A 15,093-nucleotide genomic window follows, 5' to 3' on the forward strand; every position below is an offset into this window, starting at 1 on the left:
AAATTGATATTTTAACCTAGTTAACAGATCGTTTACTTTTGTTCCCGCATCGTGATCTTACATCACGAAATAATAAATAAAAATCTAGGGATAATTATGACAACAAGTAAAACTTTTAAAAGATGCGCAACTGCAATTACAGTTAGTACGCTTTTTGCTGCAACATCTGGCATGGCTCAATCAGTTTCAAGTTCAATGGCTGAAACATCGGCTAAACTACAAAGCCAAGGCGGTTTCGAAACTCAGTTCATTATTAAATATAAAAATAATAACGAAATGGCGAGCCTCTCAACTGCAGACGCAAGCCCAGCTAGCATGAAAAAGCGCGCACAAAGCTTTGTTAAAAACTTCGCTTCTAAAAAAGGCAAAGTAAAAGCAAAATACGTTCGTGCAATGGCACTTAATAATCATCACGTAATGCGTGCTGATAAAAAATTAAGTGCGGCAGAAGCTCAAGAGTTTATGCAAGAAATGATTGATTCTGGCAATGTGGAATACATTGAAGTGGATCAAATGTTAAAGCCGTTTTCAACCCCTAACGATCCACGTTTTGATGACCAATGGCACTACTACGAGCAAGCCGGTGGTTTAAACTTACCGACCGCATGGGATACCGCAACGGGTAGCGGTGTAGTTGTAGCTGTACTAGATACGGGCTACCGCCCTCATGCTGATTTAAACGCTAATATTTTACCGGGTTACGATATGATCTCTAACCTTTCGGTAGCTAATGACGGTGGTGGTCGCGATAGCGATGCACGTGATCCTGGTGATGCAGTTGCTGCGAATGAATGTGGCACTAACGGTGCACAAAACTCTAGCTGGCATGGCACGCACGTAGCCGGCACAGTTGCTGCGGTAACCAATAACGGTGAAGGTGTTGCAGGCGTAGCTTATAACGCAAAAGTAGTGCCTGTTCGTGTACTAGGTAAGTGTGGTGGTTTAACCTCAGATATTGCAGATGGTATTATTTGGGCATCTGGTGGAAGTGTTTCAGGTATTCCTGCTAACTCAAACCCTGCTGATGTAATTAATATGAGTTTAGGTGGCAGCGGTTCATGTAGCTCTTCAACTCAAAATGCAATTAACACAGCACGTAGTAACGGCACTGTGGTAGTTATTGCTGCAGGTAACGATAACGATAACTCAGCAAACTACAACCCAGGTAACTGTAACGGTGTAGTAAATGTAGCCTCAGTGGGCCGTAATGGCGGCAGAGCTTATTACTCAAACTACGGTAGCAATATTGATGTTGCAGCACCAGGCGGCGCACAAAGCTTTGCAAACGACTCTGAAGGCGTTCTATCAACATACAATTCAGGTTCGTCTACACCTTCAAGCGACAGCTATGGCTTTTCACAAGGTACATCAATGGCTGCGCCTCACGTAGCAGGTGTTGCGGCACTTATTAAGCAAGCAAAACCAGATGCAACGCCTGACGAAATAGAAAGTATTTTAAAATCAACTACCCGTTCGTTCCCTGCAACATGTACTAGCTGTGGTACGGGTATTGTTGATGCTGCCGCAGCTGTTGCAGCAGCAAGTGGCGGCACTACTCCACCTACAGGTGGCGATAGCGAGCTTATTAATGGTGAAGCTAAAACAGGTTTAAGTGGGGCTGCAAATGCACAAGCATTTTACACGATGACAGTACCAAGCGGTGCAACTAACGTAACATTCACTATGAGTGGTGGTACTGGCGATGCTGATTTATACGTACGTGCAGGCAGTAAACCTACAACTACTACCTATGATTGTCGTCCATATAAAGGCGGTAATAGCGAAGAGTGTTCTATTGATAACCCTACTGCGGGAACTTACCACGTAATGCTTAACGGCTACTCTGCGTATTCAGCTGTTAGCTTGGTAGGTAATATTACTGGTGGTTCATCATCGGGTGGCGGTTCAGGTACTCCACAAGCAGGCGGCGGCACTATAAGCGATGTGTCAGCCAATACTGGGCAGTGGAAACATTACACGTTAGATGTACCAGCTGGAATGAGTACGTTTACAGTAACAACATCGGGTGGCAGTGGCGATGCTGATTTATTTGTAAAATACGGTAGCCAACCAACAGCAAGCTCATACGATTGCCGCCCTTATAAAAATGGCAATGCAGAAACATGTACATTTACTAATCCACAAGCAGGTACTTGGCACTTAAGCGTTAACGCTTATAGCACTTTCTCTGGTTTAACGCTTAGCGGGCAATACCAACCGTAATTTAAAGTTTGGGCCTTTAATAAAAAAACCGATGTTGTTGCCAACATCGGTTTTTCAATAATAACTAACTGATTAGTTAAAGCTAAAATCTACACTTTATTACTGTTATAGCTTCTCTAGTACTGATTCTGCGCGGCTTACAACAAACTCTTTGTCTTGTTCTACAAATAAACCAGTTACTAGCGCATTTTCAATAATCATAGCGTAACGCGTTGAACGTATACCACCAAAACTAGCAGTATCTTTATCAAGCCCTAACGATTTAGTGAAACTTCCATCGCCATCCCCAAGCATTGTAATTTCTTGCGCGTTTTGTGAGTCACCCCATGCTTTCATAACAAATGCATCATTAACAGATACACAGTAAATAGCATCAACACCTTTTGCTTTAATTTTATCAGCAAGGGTAATAAACTCAGGTAAATGGGCATTTGAACACGTTGGAGTAAACGCACCAGGTACTGCAAATAACACGACTTTTTTACCTTCAAACAATTCTTTATTTGTAAGAGATTGCATACCGTCGTCAGTTAATTGCGTTAACGTCACTGCTGGTAATTCTTGGCCTTGCTCAATCATGGTAATTCCTTGAAAAGATTAATACAGAATAAGTAACAATCGTACTACGTAGCCTACTACTATGTATAAAAAGTACGGCTAACTTAGTAGCTCAAAACAGCCTACCATAGAACGAAGAATACGCGCTGTATTAAGGTAAATTCAAATCATTTATAAAACTTGAAAAATCATTACCTAGCTTTTCATCTCGCAGACTGTACTCAACAATTGCTTTTAAGTAGCCTAACTTATCTCCACAATCGTGAGAGCGACCACTCATATGAAATGCTTCAACGGTTTCTTGTGCCATTAATGCGTCAATAGAATCTGTAAGTTGTATTTCACCGCCAGCACCTACAGACGTTTTTGCGAGTAGAGGCCAAATATTCTTACTCAGTACATATCGCCCTACAACAGCTAGATTAGAAGGCGCTAAATCTGCATCAGGTTTTTCAACCATTGCTTTAATTGCAGCACTTTTACCTGGCATTAACTCAACACCGTTTATATCAGCAATACCATATTTACTAACGTCTTCTTTAGCTACCGGCTCAAGCATTATTTGGCTTGCTTGAGTTTCTTTAAAGCGTTTAATCATGGCCGCTAAGTTTTCAGTTTCTTGATCCGCAGTATAGGCATCAAGTATCACATCAGGCAGGAGCACAACAAAGTTGTTATCACCAACTATTGGTTTTGCGCATAAAATAGCATGCCCTAGCCCTTTAGCTTCACCTTGGCGTACACTCATAATAGTTACATCAGGCGGACAAATAGAGCGAATTTCATCTAATAAAGCTCGTTTAACACGCTTCTCAAGAGTCGCTTCTAGTTCATAACTTGTATCAAAGTGGTTTTCGATTGCATTTTTAGAGCTATGCGTAACTAATACAATATCTTTAATACCAGCGGACACACATTCGCTGACAATATATTGGATTAGAGGCTTATCGACTATTGGGAGCATTTCTTTTGGGATAGCTTTTGTCATAGGGAGCATTCTCGTCCCTAAGCCAGCTACTGGAATTACAGCTTTCATATCTGTCCTTAGTGATTAAGTTTGTAAATAATATCAATTCGCTTAATTAAGTGATCTATTTTGAGGATGGAAAAACGTGTTGATAGCTAAGCAAAAAATTCGCTACTTAGTTGTTCTAAATGAGAATTTTTTAACACAGGTAGCGACACGTTTAGCCCCGCAAAATAATTAAGTATTATTGCGTATTGGTACAAACTAGCAGATACAAAATAGATACCAGCTGAATAAAGTTACCTCTTTGAAGAAGTAAATTTGAAGCTGTTTATTAAACAGAGACTCTACATTTTTGGTTATTTAAAATGAGCAGGTAAGTTATGAAGTTTATTAATGATTTTGTTGTGGGGTAAGATTACATTAGCTAAATGAAAAAAGCCTGGGTTTGCTATAAATAACAAACCCAGACCAATAAATTTCTAACTAAAGGTAGCGTTACAAAACCTTTTTATAATTAAAGACCTGCACGATCTTTGATTACTGCAATAAGCGGTGAGCTGGCAAAATTACCTTCAGCCCAAGCAATATCAGCACCATCTGTTAACGCACTTTTTGATAAGTTTTTAACTATATACTCACCAGTATCTACTGCATTACTAGCAACAGCATGACGTAATAGGTTATTACCATTACATTGTACTGCATCATAAATATTACGAATTTTTACACGAGAGCTTTTAAGCTTGCTGCGTAATCGGTTTTTATCGTCTGCCGCAATATATTCACAAATAGATACTGCTAATTGATCTTCAGCATTTACAGGTGCTGTATACGAAAACGAACTAACAGCTACAACGGCAGTAAGTGCAACTAGCTTTGGTAATTTAAACATGACAAACCCTTTATAATACTTTGTTCTTATATAGACTATCGAATATTATATCAATCTATCAAAATTTACGCAATAATGTTAACGTTCTTTATATAAAGTTACGAATTTATAACTAGATAAATTCTTGTCATCCGGAAGGTTCTCTTGCTCTTCTTTCACGTACCAATTAGCAACTTTATTGTAATCAGGAAACTGTGTATCGCCTTTAACATCTAAATCAATAAAAGTTAGATACAGGCGTTCTGCTTTTGGTAAAAATTGCTCATAGATATTACCACCACCAATAATCATTACTTCTTCAGCAGTAGTAACGAGTTCTAATGCGGCATCTGGCGTAGTTACTACTTCAATACCCTGTGCAGTATATTCGCTGTTTCGAGTAATAATAATATTACGGCGCCCAGGTAATGGACGGCCTATAGACTCAAAAGTTTTACGACCCATGATCACAGGCTTACCCGTAGTGACCTTTTTAAAATGCTGAAGATCTGCAGGTAAATGCCATGGCATTTTATTATCTAGACCAATTACACGGTTATTTGCCATTGCTGCAATCATTGAAATTATCATAATACACACCTAGTACTTTATTCTTAAACAAAGAAAAAGGAGCATAAGCTCCTTTTTAGTAAATTCTATTTAATTAACGCTCGTAGACAACTTCTACGTCGTAATCATCTTCATCCCAGTCATCCCAATCATCATCATTGCCCTTACCTTTAGTGGCTTTTTCATGATAGGTATCCCACTTAAATTCAACTTCTTCATCTTCCACTTGTACAAACTTCTCTTTAGGCATGCTATCAAGTAGTGTCATTATGTTGTGGATTAATGGTTGAGTGTTAAGTTTATTAATTGCTGAAATGTGATAGATATTTTCAGTTTCGCCCAGCTCTTCTGCAATCGATTCGCATAACGCTTTTGCTTCATCCTCTGGTAATAAATCTATTTTATTAAATACTAACCAGCGTGGCTTCTCAGCTAATTTAGGGCTGTATTGGTGCAGCTCGTTAATAATCGAAAACGCATTATCAACAGGGTTTGAACCATCTACCGGCATTACATCAATAATGTGTAATAACACACGACAACGCTCTAAATGTTTCAAAAAGCGAATACCTAGGCCTGCGCCATCAGATGCACCTTCAATTAGACCCGGAATATCGGCTATAACAAATGATTTATTTGCTTCAGGACGTACCACACCTAAATTAGGAATAAGCGTCGTGAATGGGTAATCAGCTACTTTTGGTCTTGCTGCAGATACACTGCGGATAAACGTAGATTTACCGGCATTTGGTAATCCAAGTAAGCCAACATCAGCTAATAATAGTAACTCTAATTTTAAGTTACGTACTTCACCTGGTGTGCCTAATGTTTTTTGACGAGGTGCTCGGTTAGTACTTGATTTAAAACGCGCATTCCCCAAGCCGTGGAAACCACCTTTTGCAACCAAAATTCGTTGACCATGTTGCGTTAAATCGCCAAGTCCCTCTTGGGTATCAACATCCATGATGCGCGTGCCCACAGGCACCATAACAAATAAGTCATCAGCTTTTCTGCCTGTACAGTTACGGCTGCGACCGTTAGTACCACGTTCAGCTCTATGGAAGCGCTCAAACTGATAATCAATTAAGGTATTTAAGTTTTCATCAGCTTGTAGATAAACACTACCACCGTCTCCACCGTCACCGCCGTCTGGTCCACCATCTGGAACATATTTTTCACGACGGAAAGACACGATGCCGCTGCCACCGTCTCCAGCTTCTGCGCGAATTTCTACTTCATCTACAAACTTCATGATTACTCACTTTAGGGATTGGCTTGTTTAATAACTCTATTATATACCCAAGCCAGCACAAATGCAGGCTTGGGTATATATTGGCTGACTACAAAACAAAAAACCCCGCAAAGGCGGGGTTTTTAACTACCTTACTGATTACTCAGTTACGATAGTTACGTATTTACGGTTTAAAGGACCTTTTTGTTCAAACTGAACTTTACCATCTGCTTTTGCGAAGATAGTGTGGTCTTTACCGATACCTACGTTAGTACCAGGGTGGAAACGAGTTCCACGCTGACGAACAATGATGCTACCCGCTAGAACTGATTCGCCACCAAAACGCTTAACACCTAGGCGTTTGCTTTCTGAATCGCGACCGTTACGAGTACTACCAGCTGCTTTTTTATGTGCCATTTCTAAGTACCTCTAATTAAGCGCTAATGCTAGTGATTTTAACTTCAGTGAACCATTGACGATGGCCCATTTGCTTACGAGAATGCTTACGGCGTCTAAATTTAACAACCTTAATCTTCTCACCGCGACCATGTGAAACAACCTCAGCTGTTATCTTGCCACCGTTTACGAACGGTACACCGATCTCGATTTTCTCACCATCAGCAACTAAAAGTACTGAATCAAATTCTACTGCCGCACCAGTTTCAACGTCTAATTTTTCAAGACGAATCGTTTGACCTTCAGTCACACGATGCTGTTTACCACCACTTTGGAAAACCGCGTACATAATTAACTCCGTCTGTGCACCCTCAAATCGGCGCAACTAAAATATTCTTCGATAGGGCGCGAAGTTTACGCTAACGCGAAATAACTAGCAAGCCTATTTTGTAATTAAAATGAATAAAAAGTAGCTGCTTTGAGAGCAATTCAATATTTACCCCATTTTATATTAATTGGCCCTTTTGCCAAGCGCTTTTTAACTCTTAGCCGAAATAAATTAATGTACTCAAATATGACCCTCACAGCTCAATATCTAAGCACACCATAAACTGTATATTGATTATCAATTAATCAGTTATCTTGGCTAATTCAGTCTAAATTAAGTACTTTAATAGTGTTTTTTCAATCAATCGTCACAAAATATCGAGCTAGTGCATTTTTTGTTGTACAATCTGCGCCGTTCACACATAAAAATTGGCTCGGAGATCAATGGATATAAAAGCTATCCAGGCGTTAATCGAAAGCGATATGAATGACGTCAATCAACTTATACATGCGCAAATGCGCTCAGATGTGGCGTTAGTTAATCAGCTTGGTTTATATATAGTTAGCAGTGGCGGCAAACGCGTTCGTCCAATGCTGGCTATTTTAGCAGCCAAAGCGCTCGGTTATCAGGGTAAAGATCACATAACACTTGCAACAATTGTTGAGTTTATCCATACAGCAACGCTATTGCATGATGATGTTGTAGATGAATCAAACTTACGACGTGGCACGCCTACAGCAAATGCTGAATTTGGTAATGCTGCTAGCGTATTGGTTGGTGACTTTATTTACACTCGCTCATTTCAGCTTATGGTTGGCCTTGGAAAAATGCAGATTATGCAAGTACTTGCCGATGCAACAAACATTATTGCTGAAGGTGAAGTATTGCAGCTGATGAACTGCAATGACCCAGATACGACTGAAGCCAGCTATATGCAGGTTATTTACTCTAAAACAGCTAAATTATTTGAAGCAGCTACAGGCCTTGCTGCCATTATCACAGAGCAAGACCAAGCGACACTTGATGCACTAAACCTATACGGTATGCATTTAGGTACTGCGTTTCAACTAGTAGATGACGTACTCGATTACAATGCAGATGCTGAGCAGCTAGGTAAAAACATTGGCGATGATTTAGCTGAAGGCAAACCAACCCTTCCGCTTATTTATGCTATGCAACATGGTAGCGAGCAGCAAACACAGCTTATTCGTGATGCAATAGAGCACAGTAATGGTATGGAGCATTTAGAAGAAATTTTAACTGCACTAAAACAAACTAATGCGCTTGAGTTTACAATGCAAAAAGCAGAGCTTGAGGCCGAAAAAGCCATTGCCTGTTTAGACTTTTTAGCTGAGTCTGACTATAAGCAAGCACTTATAAGCCTTGCCCGTATTGCGGTTGACCGGGACCACTAGTTTTAACTAGTTACACAGTGTGACATTAATTCTGAGCAATAAAAAAGCCTGCAAATGCAGGCTTTTTTGTTGCTTAAACCGGCTATTACGCCATGAAATCAACACCTTCTTTGATGTCTTTTTTCAGAGTTTCAAGCATGTCATTTTTTGCTTTTGTTTCAAATGCGCTTAGTTCGCCGTAAGAAAGAATTTCTTCTACGCCGTTTTTACCTAAACGTACTGGATGTGCAAAGTACTCTGCATCGCCATTTTCAACAGCAACGTAAGCGTAATCTACAACTTCTTCACCTTGTAGGCCTTTAACTAAAGACATACAAAAACGAGCTGCAGCAGCACCCATAGATAGCGTAGCTGAACCACCGCCTGCTTTAGCATTTACAACTTCAGTACCCGCATTTTGGATACGTGGAGTAAGTGCAGCAACTTCTTCATCAGTGAAAGAAACACCTTCAACTTGAGAAAGTAGAGGCAGAATCGTTGTGCCTGAGTGACCACCAATTACTGGTACTTTTACAGTTGCTACATCTACGCCTTTAAGTTCAGCAACAAATGCTTCTGAACGAATAACGTCAAGCGTAGTAATACCGAATACGCGTTTAGCGTCGTAAGTACCTGCTTTTTTGAATACTTCAGCAACAATTGGAACTGTGCCATTTACTGGGTTAGTAATAATACCTACTAACGCTTTAGGACAACTGGCAACAATGCCTTCTGCTAAAGTTTTGATGATGCCAGCATTTACATTGAATAAATCAGCACGATCCATACCTGGTTTACGTGGCATACCCGCTGGGATAAGAACGATGTCAGAACCTTCAAGCGCTTTATTTAAATCGTCTGCGCCAAAGCCTGCAACTTTAACATCTGTTGGGATGTGAGAAAGGTCAACCGCAACACCTGGTACTACTGGTGCAACATCATAAAGTGATAATTCAGAGCCAGCTGGTAAGCCTGTTTTTAATAATAAAGACAACGCTTGGCCGATACCGCCTGCAGCACCTAATACAGCAACTTTCATTGGAATTCTCCGTAATTTGAGGTAGGAAACATTTGTGGCTCTTAAGATAATGAAATTAGCGACTAAAAACAAATTTATCCTGTCTATTTCAAGTATATTTTCGACCATAGTCGTAAACTTATGTGATTTAACGCATCAAACTGGCAAGTTAACTAAACAACTGCTGCATAATTATTCATTTTTGTGTAGAATTTGCGGCATAAATAACAAAAACGAATAAAGACTATGCAACCACAAGATAAACAAGAAGCACTGGTAAAAGCATTTAAATCACTATTAAAAGAAGAAAATTTTGGCTCTCAAGGCGAAATAGTTGATGCATTAAAAGATCAAGGTTTTGACAATATAAGCCAAAGTAAAGTATCACGCATGTTAAGTAAATTTGGCGCTGTACGCACACGCAATGCCAAACAAGAAATGGTTTACTGCTTACCTGCTGAAATGGGTGTACCTACGGCTAAAAGCCCATTACGCCAATTAGTAATCGACATTATGCACAACGAAATGATGATCATCATTCGTACCAGCCCAGGTGCTGCTCAGCTTATTGCACGTTTATTAGATTCATTAGGTAAAGCAGATGGCGTACTAGGAACTATTGCCGGCGATGACACTATTTTTATCGCTCCTGCTAAAATATCTGAAATAGATGTAACACTTGAACGCGTTCGCATTTTATTTGATACGGTTTAATAGCAAATTAAATTTGTTTTAAAAACCCTATTGAAGGTGCAAAGAAAGCAGAGCCCATATCGGCTTGAGTAAAATCAAGCCAGTGGTCGTAGCAATCCCCTTCCCCTAAACGACTATTAAGTACTTTTTCAAATGCGGTGCCCGTACAAGCGCATGTAATTGATAACATTCCCTGCTCATACACGTCGCCATAAGGCATGCTTTGATTTAATAGTAGCGGTTGTCCGTCTTCGTCTTTTAGCTCACTTCGCGAAGCATGGCTGGTTTCGACCGCTGGGGTAATTAGCGTGTTATCAAGACGCGTACGTCCCATTATTTGCTCTTGCTCACTCAATGATAAATGCTGCCACATAGTTAAATCATGTTTATAACGCTGAACATGAATATAACTCCCCTGATCTTCAAAGCTACCAGGGTTGCTGATTAAAGCCGTAGCGCGCTTTTTTCTTCCATGTGCGGTGTCGCCACCATAAATAAAACCGTTAAAATCACGACCATCTAAAAAGCGAAAATTACGAATTTGCTCCACCAGCTCAACATCGGGGGCAAATAATTTTAAAATTTGCAGCGCAAATAAATGGTTAACATCTTCACGGTCAGAGCGAATTTGCACAAATAAATCGCACGGTTGTACGCTCATTTGGTGATCGCTATGGGTTATATTGGGAAAGCTCTGTAATTCGCTTGGAATGTATTCAGGGAGGATATGCGGCCAGTATTGCGCACCAATAGCAACCATACAAGAGAGCATTGATTCTGAAAATTGATCGCTAAACTCTTCTTCTATAGCGCTTACTTGTTTTAACTTTGCGCGAAGTGATTCGTCTTGACCATCAAACACATTAAAAAATAAGTGCAAACCGTGTAAGTTTGCTTCAGCACAAATCCCTGATTGCGCTTGCGCCATTGTTATTCCTTAGTTTTACAGATAAAAACACAGCGAATAACAAATTAATTACGATTCGAAAAAATTCACCGTGTGAGGTTTTATTTTTATTATAACCTGATCATTATTTTCAAATGACTGGCCATATTGTGCAGCAACTTCAATTTCTTGTTCATCAATAACAAGCGAATAAACATACGCCGAACCAATAAAGCGACGACTTATGATTGTAGCTCGCTTGCTGAATTTGTCACTTTGGTTATCTGCCACTAATTCTATTTGATGAGGGCGCACATATATAAGCCCTGCACTTACATTATGCTTACTCTCAACATAAGATTCGACTAAACCAAATGGTGTTTTATATTCAGTTGCGGTTAACACTTCTGCGCTTAAGTATATGCCCTGACCCAGAAACTCTGCAACCTCCTTTGAACATGGAGCTGCAAAAAGCTGCTCAGGCGTGCCTTGTTGCTCAATTTTACCGCGATGCATAATGGCAAGTGTATCTGAAAACGCAAACGCCTCTTCTTTTGAGTGTGTAACAAACACAGCAGATACTTGAGTTGCCTTAATAATTCGACGTATATCGGCAATTAATTCAAAGCGTACTTGTGTGTCGATGTTTGAAAAAGGCTCATCAAGGAGTAATAAACTAGGTTTATAAGCTAATGCACGAGCGATAGCGACGCGTTGCTGTTGGCCACCCGATAACTGGTGTGGGAACCTGTCAGCACAGCCAATTAAATGTACAAGCTTAAGCATTTCATCAACGCGTTGCTGCTTTTGAGCTTTGCTCATATTACTAAGCCCAAATGCGATATTATTTGCCACCGTTAAATGCGGAAACAACGCATAGTCTTGAAACATCATGCCGATGTTACGATGCTCAGGTGAGACAAACGATTGCTCATCACTCACTAATTTACCGTCTATAAAAATAGACCCTTGCTTGGCTTCAATTAAACCTGCAATCGCCTTTAATGTGGTTGTTTTGCCGCATCCACTCGCCCCGAGTAGACAAACAATTTCATCTTTACCCACTGTTAAATCTAAATCGTGAATAACCTTTGTGCCGTTATAGTGATAGCTCACGCCTTGTAAAATTAAACTACTCATTTAACTACGCTGCTCCATAGAACGATTAATAAAATACAAAGGAATAAACCCAACAATAACAATAAATAATGCAGATATTGAAGCGAGCTCTAATTGCTCGTCACTCACATACTGAAATACATGAGTAGCTAAGCTTTCAAAATTAAACGGTCTGAGCAATAACGCAGCCGGCAACTCTTTCATACATTCAATAAATACCAATAAGGCAGCAGTGAGTAATCCTCTTCGCAGTAAAGGTAGATGCACTAAACGCAGCGTTTGCCCTTGGCTTTTACCCATTGATTGGCTTGCCATATCAAGTGATGGGCTAATACGTAAAAAACTCGACTCAATTGCTCCGTGTGCAATGGCGTAAAACCTAACAATATAAGCAATAATAATAGTAATAATGCTACCTGTAAGTAGTAAGCCAATGTCTAAGTTATACTTCTCGAGCGCTGTGTTAATGGTGTTCTCTAATAATGTAAGAGGTAATAAAACCGCAATAGCGAGTACAGTTCCTGGCAACGCATAACCTGTGCTTGCTAAACGCCCAGGAATAAGCGGATACGTTTGCTTTGCCACACGCTGATAAAAAACCACAAAAACACTCAATGTAATGGTTATAACACTTACAACCCCTGCCACTTTTAAACTTTGCCAAGCGTAACTAAAAAACTCTACATCCCATGCTTTATCAAAGTAGGTAATGGCATAATTTATAAGTACTGCAATAGGGATTAAAAAGGCGATAAGTAAAATAAAGCTACAAAATGCCGTTGCGAGCCAAGCAGACTTTCCTTTTAATACATAGAGCGATTCACTATTTACACTTGATTGGCGCTCAAATACCGCTTGATTACGACGACTAAAACGCTCTGCCATTAATGCTAAAAATAACAGCAGTAACATCACACCCGATATTTTAGCGGCCGCTGTAAGTGAGTAATAACCAAACCACGTATCGTATACGGCGGTTGTTAATGTACTTACGGCAAAATAACTCACTGTTGCAAAGTCGGCCATGGTTTCCATACTAATAAGTGCAAGAGCCGCCACAATTGCCCCACGAGAGAGCACTAAGCTGACTTTAAAAAAGCTTTGCCAAGGAGATAGCCCCATTAACTGGCTAGCTTGTACTAATTTGAATGACTGCTCGCGAAGGGCCGTTTTAAAAATTAAAAATAAATACGGGTAAAGTACCAAGGCAATCATAACTATGGCGCCGGGTAATGTTCGTATATCAAAAAACCAATAGTCGTTAGGTGATTGCCAGCCAAACCATTCTCTCAGTGCTATTTGCACCGGGCCCGCATAATCTAATAAGTCAGTGTATACATAGGCAATAATATAGGTAGGCATAGCTAGGGGCAGCATAAGTGCCCATTCAAACTGTTTTTTACCCGGGAAACTACAGTAAGCCGTTAGCCACCCAAGCGGCAAAGCTATGGCGCAGCTCAGGACGCAAACACCTAAAACTAACAATACGGTATTGGTTATGTAATCCCAAAGCACGGTATCCCACAGGTGAGAAAACACCTCAGAGCTACCTTGTAGAGATTCAAAAAGAAGAAAAAACAACGGGGCCGATAGTATTAAGCCAGTCGACCACGCAAAGAGCTGCCATTTAGACAGCTTAAATTTATTAGTCATTAAAGATCGAACTTCACCTCATCAATTAGCTTAAGTGCTAACGGACGATATTTACTAATCTCATCAAGTGGCAAGCTGTCTTCTTTAAAGCTACCCCAAGAGGCAACCAAAGTTGATAATTCAACACCCGACTTAACTGGATACTCCATATTTAATGAGGCATACATGTTTTGTGCTTTACTGTCGGTCATATATTCTATGAGCTTTAATGCATTTCCAGGGTTTTTAGCGTATTTGGTAATAACCGCACCCGATACATTTATGTGTGAGCCACGATTAACTTGATTCGGAAAGTTAATATTTACGGCCTCTGCCCAACCTTTTTGTTCTTTATCTTCTAGCATTTTGCCAAGGTAGTAACTATTACCTAATGCCAAGTTACATAAACCTTCTTTAACAGCTTTAACTTGAGCACGATCGTTACCTTGGGGCTTGCGTGCTAAATTAGCCTTAACACCTTCAAGCCACTCTTTAGTTTGCGCTTCACCATGGTGTGCAATCATAGAAGCTACTAAACCTAAATTATATGGATGTTTGCCAGAGCGCGTACAAATTTGTCCTTTGTATTTAGAGTCTGCTAAATCTTCATAAGTGAGCTTAGGTAACTCACCAACTCGCTCTTTTGATGAATATACATTACGCACTCGCTTAGTAAGCGCAACCCATTGGCCATCACCGTCACGAAAGGCGGCTGGAACATTATTATTTACACTGTCACTTTTTATAGTTTGTGTTAATTTTAAATCTTCTAATTGAATAAGCGCGCTAAAGTTAGAGGTTAATACTAAATCAGCTTTACTGTGCTTGCCTTCGCGTTTAACACGCTCAATTAGCCCTTTTTTAGCAAAAACAACATTGGTTTTTATGCCTGTTTGCTTTGTAAAGTCTTCTAAAATTGGCTGAATTAAAAACGGTTGACGAAAAGAGTAGATGTTAACAACATCGTTTGCAAAGACTGGTGCCGATGCAACTACCCCTAAAACAAGTGCAATTACTTTCTTCATTATTCCACCTAAATAACTGTTATTATCAACGAATTCTACCGTGCTCATTCTAAAAGTGCACACTTTAAATAAATGTAAATATGTAAATAACGCCCAAAAAGGAAATACGGTGTAAGAGATGTCTTACGGATGTGACAGCTAATGAGTAAAAAACAAGATAAAAAACAACCTAAAAACAA

General features: G+C 39.8%; 15 protein-coding genes. 3 read left to right on the plus strand and 12 right to left on the minus strand.

Annotated features, from left to right (window positions below; translation table 11 throughout):
• The first annotated feature begins 96 nt into the window (after window positions 1-96).
• Window positions 97-2,223, plus strand: coding sequence for a S8 family peptidase (locus I6E69_RS05560; RefSeq protein WP_197120795.1), 2,127 nt, complete (start codon window positions 97-99; stop codon window positions 2,221-2,223).
• Window positions 2,224-2,328: 105 nt separating this feature from the next.
• On the opposite strand, the gene I6E69_RS05565 is transcribed toward I6E69_RS05560, so the two are convergent.
• The 7 genes from I6E69_RS05565 to rplU all read right to left on the minus strand — a co-directional run bounded on the left by I6E69_RS05565 (window position 2,329) and on the right by rplU (window position 7,168).
• On the minus strand, window positions 2,329-2,802 hold the full coding sequence (locus tag I6E69_RS05565) for a peroxiredoxin (protein WP_024594812.1): 474 nt from the start codon (window positions 2,800-2,802) through the stop codon (window positions 2,329-2,331).
• A gap of 130 nt (window positions 2,803-2,932) precedes the next feature.
• Window positions 2,933-3,817: a UTP--glucose-1-phosphate uridylyltransferase GalU gene (galU, locus tag I6E69_RS05570; RefSeq protein ID WP_024599885.1), complete on the minus strand. Its 885-nt coding sequence runs from the start codon at window positions 3,815-3,817 to the stop codon at window positions 2,933-2,935.
• A gap of 448 nt (window positions 3,818-4,265) precedes the next feature.
• Window positions 4,266-4,643 carry a DUF3718 domain-containing protein gene (locus I6E69_RS05575; RefSeq protein WP_002957744.1) on the minus strand — a complete coding sequence of 126 codons (378 nt, stop codon included), beginning with the start codon at window positions 4,641-4,643 and terminating at the stop codon, window positions 4,266-4,268.
• A 78-nt stretch (window positions 4,644-4,721) separates the two neighbouring features.
• Window positions 4,722-5,213 carry a type 3 dihydrofolate reductase gene (folA, locus tag I6E69_RS05580; protein ID WP_197120796.1) on the minus strand — a complete coding sequence of 164 codons (492 nt, stop codon included), beginning with the start codon at window positions 5,211-5,213 and terminating at the stop codon, window positions 4,722-4,724.
• Window positions 5,214-5,286: 73 nt separating this feature from the next.
• Window positions 5,287-6,444 (minus strand): Obg family GTPase CgtA, encoded by a 1,158-nt coding sequence (cgtA, locus tag I6E69_RS05585; RefSeq protein WP_002957746.1) that lies wholly within the window; start codon window positions 6,442-6,444, stop codon window positions 5,287-5,289.
• A gap of 138 nt (window positions 6,445-6,582) precedes the next feature.
• Window positions 6,583-6,840, minus strand: a complete 258-nt coding sequence (gene rpmA, locus I6E69_RS05590) for a 50S ribosomal protein L27 (RefSeq protein WP_002957747.1) — start codon at window positions 6,838-6,840, stop codon at window positions 6,583-6,585.
• A gap of 16 nt (window positions 6,841-6,856) precedes the next feature.
• A complete protein-coding gene (gene rplU, locus I6E69_RS05595; protein WP_002957748.1) occupies window positions 6,857-7,168 on the minus strand; it encodes a 50S ribosomal protein L21 in 312 nt (103 codons plus the stop codon).
• 422 nt (window positions 7,169-7,590) lie between these two features.
• Between rplU and ispB the strand changes: the two genes are divergently transcribed.
• Entirely contained in the window at window positions 7,591-8,562 is a 972-nt protein-coding gene (gene ispB, locus I6E69_RS05600; RefSeq protein WP_024596483.1) for an octaprenyl diphosphate synthase, read from the plus strand.
• An 85-nt stretch (window positions 8,563-8,647) separates the two neighbouring features.
• On the opposite strand, the gene mdh is transcribed toward ispB, so the two are convergent.
• Window positions 8,648-9,580 carry a malate dehydrogenase gene (gene mdh, locus I6E69_RS05605; RefSeq protein WP_002957751.1) on the minus strand — a complete coding sequence of 311 codons (933 nt, stop codon included), beginning with the start codon at window positions 9,578-9,580 and terminating at the stop codon, window positions 8,648-8,650.
• A gap of 225 nt (window positions 9,581-9,805) precedes the next feature.
• On the opposite strand from mdh, the gene argR reads away from it, so the two are divergent.
• Window positions 9,806-10,273, plus strand: a complete 468-nt coding sequence (gene argR / locus I6E69_RS05610; protein ID WP_002957753.1) for a transcriptional regulator ArgR — start codon at window positions 9,806-9,808, stop codon at window positions 10,271-10,273.
• Window positions 10,274-10,280: 7 nt separating this feature from the next.
• On the opposite strand, the gene I6E69_RS05615 is transcribed toward argR, so the two are convergent.
• The 4 genes from I6E69_RS05615 to I6E69_RS05630 are packed head-to-tail and all read right to left on the minus strand — an operon-like array spanning window position 10,281 to window position 14,914.
• Window positions 10,281-11,180 (minus strand): Dyp-type peroxidase, encoded by a 900-nt coding sequence (locus I6E69_RS05615; RefSeq protein WP_024604544.1) that lies wholly within the window; start codon window positions 11,178-11,180, stop codon window positions 10,281-10,283.
• Between the two features lie 48 nt (window positions 11,181-11,228).
• Window positions 11,229-12,278, minus strand: coding sequence for an ABC transporter ATP-binding protein (locus tag I6E69_RS05620; protein WP_024604545.1), 1,050 nt, complete (start codon window positions 12,276-12,278; stop codon window positions 11,229-11,231).
• Complete coding sequence (locus I6E69_RS05625) at window positions 12,279-13,910, minus strand: iron ABC transporter permease (protein WP_197120797.1); 1,632 nt, start codon at window positions 13,908-13,910, stop codon at window positions 12,279-12,281.
• Window positions 13,910-14,914, minus strand: coding sequence for a Fe(3+) ABC transporter substrate-binding protein (locus I6E69_RS05630; RefSeq protein WP_197120798.1), 1,005 nt, complete (start codon window positions 14,912-14,914; stop codon window positions 13,910-13,912). The genes I6E69_RS05625 and I6E69_RS05630 overlap by 1 nt, the downstream gene beginning before the upstream one ends.
• Between the last annotated feature and the right edge of the window lie 179 nt (window positions 14,915-15,093).

Source organism: Pseudoalteromonas sp. NZS100, from assembly GCF_015864815.1.
Taxonomy (GTDB): Bacteria; Pseudomonadota; Gammaproteobacteria; order Enterobacterales; family Alteromonadaceae; genus Pseudoalteromonas; species Pseudoalteromonas distincta.

Bases quoted from the DNA above. Each gene is read 5' to 3' on its own strand.
- rpmA (WP_002957747.1), bottom strand. From the start codon at position 6,840: ATGGCACATAAAAAAGCAGCTGGTAGTACTCGTAACGGTCGCGATTCA.
- folA (WP_197120796.1), bottom strand. From the start codon at position 5,213: ATGATAATTTCAATGATTGCAGCAATGGCAAATAACCGTGTAATTGGT.
- ispB (WP_024596483.1), top strand. From the start codon at position 7,591: ATGGATATAAAAGCTATCCAGGCGTTAATCGAAAGCGATATGAATGAC.
- mdh (WP_002957751.1), bottom strand. From the start codon at position 9,580: ATGAAAGTTGCTGTATTAGGTGCTGCAGGCGGTATCGGCCAAGCGTTG.
- galU (WP_024599885.1), bottom strand. From the start codon at position 3,817: ATGAAAGCTGTAATTCCAGTAGCTGGCTTAGGGACGAGAATGCTCCCT.
- cgtA (WP_002957746.1), bottom strand. From the start codon at position 6,444: ATGAAGTTTGTAGATGAAGTAGAAATTCGCGCAGAAGCTGGAGACGGT.
- I6E69_RS05615 (WP_024604544.1), bottom strand. From the start codon at position 11,180: ATGGCGCAAGCGCAATCAGGGATTTGTGCTGAAGCAAACTTACACGGT.
- argR (WP_002957753.1), top strand. From the start codon at position 9,806: ATGCAACCACAAGATAAACAAGAAGCACTGGTAAAAGCATTTAAATCA.
- I6E69_RS05560 (WP_197120795.1), top strand. From the start codon at position 97: ATGACAACAAGTAAAACTTTTAAAAGATGCGCAACTGCAATTACAGTT.
- I6E69_RS05620 (WP_024604545.1), bottom strand. From the start codon at position 12,278: ATGAGTAGTTTAATTTTACAAGGCGTGAGCTATCACTATAACGGCACA.
- I6E69_RS05625 (WP_197120797.1), bottom strand. From the start codon at position 13,910: ATGACTAATAAATTTAAGCTGTCTAAATGGCAGCTCTTTGCGTGGTCG.
- rplU (WP_002957748.1), bottom strand. From the start codon at position 7,168: ATGTACGCGGTTTTCCAAAGTGGTGGTAAACAGCATCGTGTGACTGAA.
- I6E69_RS05565 (WP_024594812.1), bottom strand. From the start codon at position 2,802: ATGATTGAGCAAGGCCAAGAATTACCAGCAGTGACGTTAACGCAATTA.
- I6E69_RS05575 (WP_002957744.1), bottom strand. From the start codon at position 4,643: ATGTTTAAATTACCAAAGCTAGTTGCACTTACTGCCGTTGTAGCTGTT.
- I6E69_RS05630 (WP_197120798.1), bottom strand. From the start codon at position 14,914: ATGAAGAAAGTAATTGCACTTGTTTTAGGGGTAGTTGCATCGGCACCA.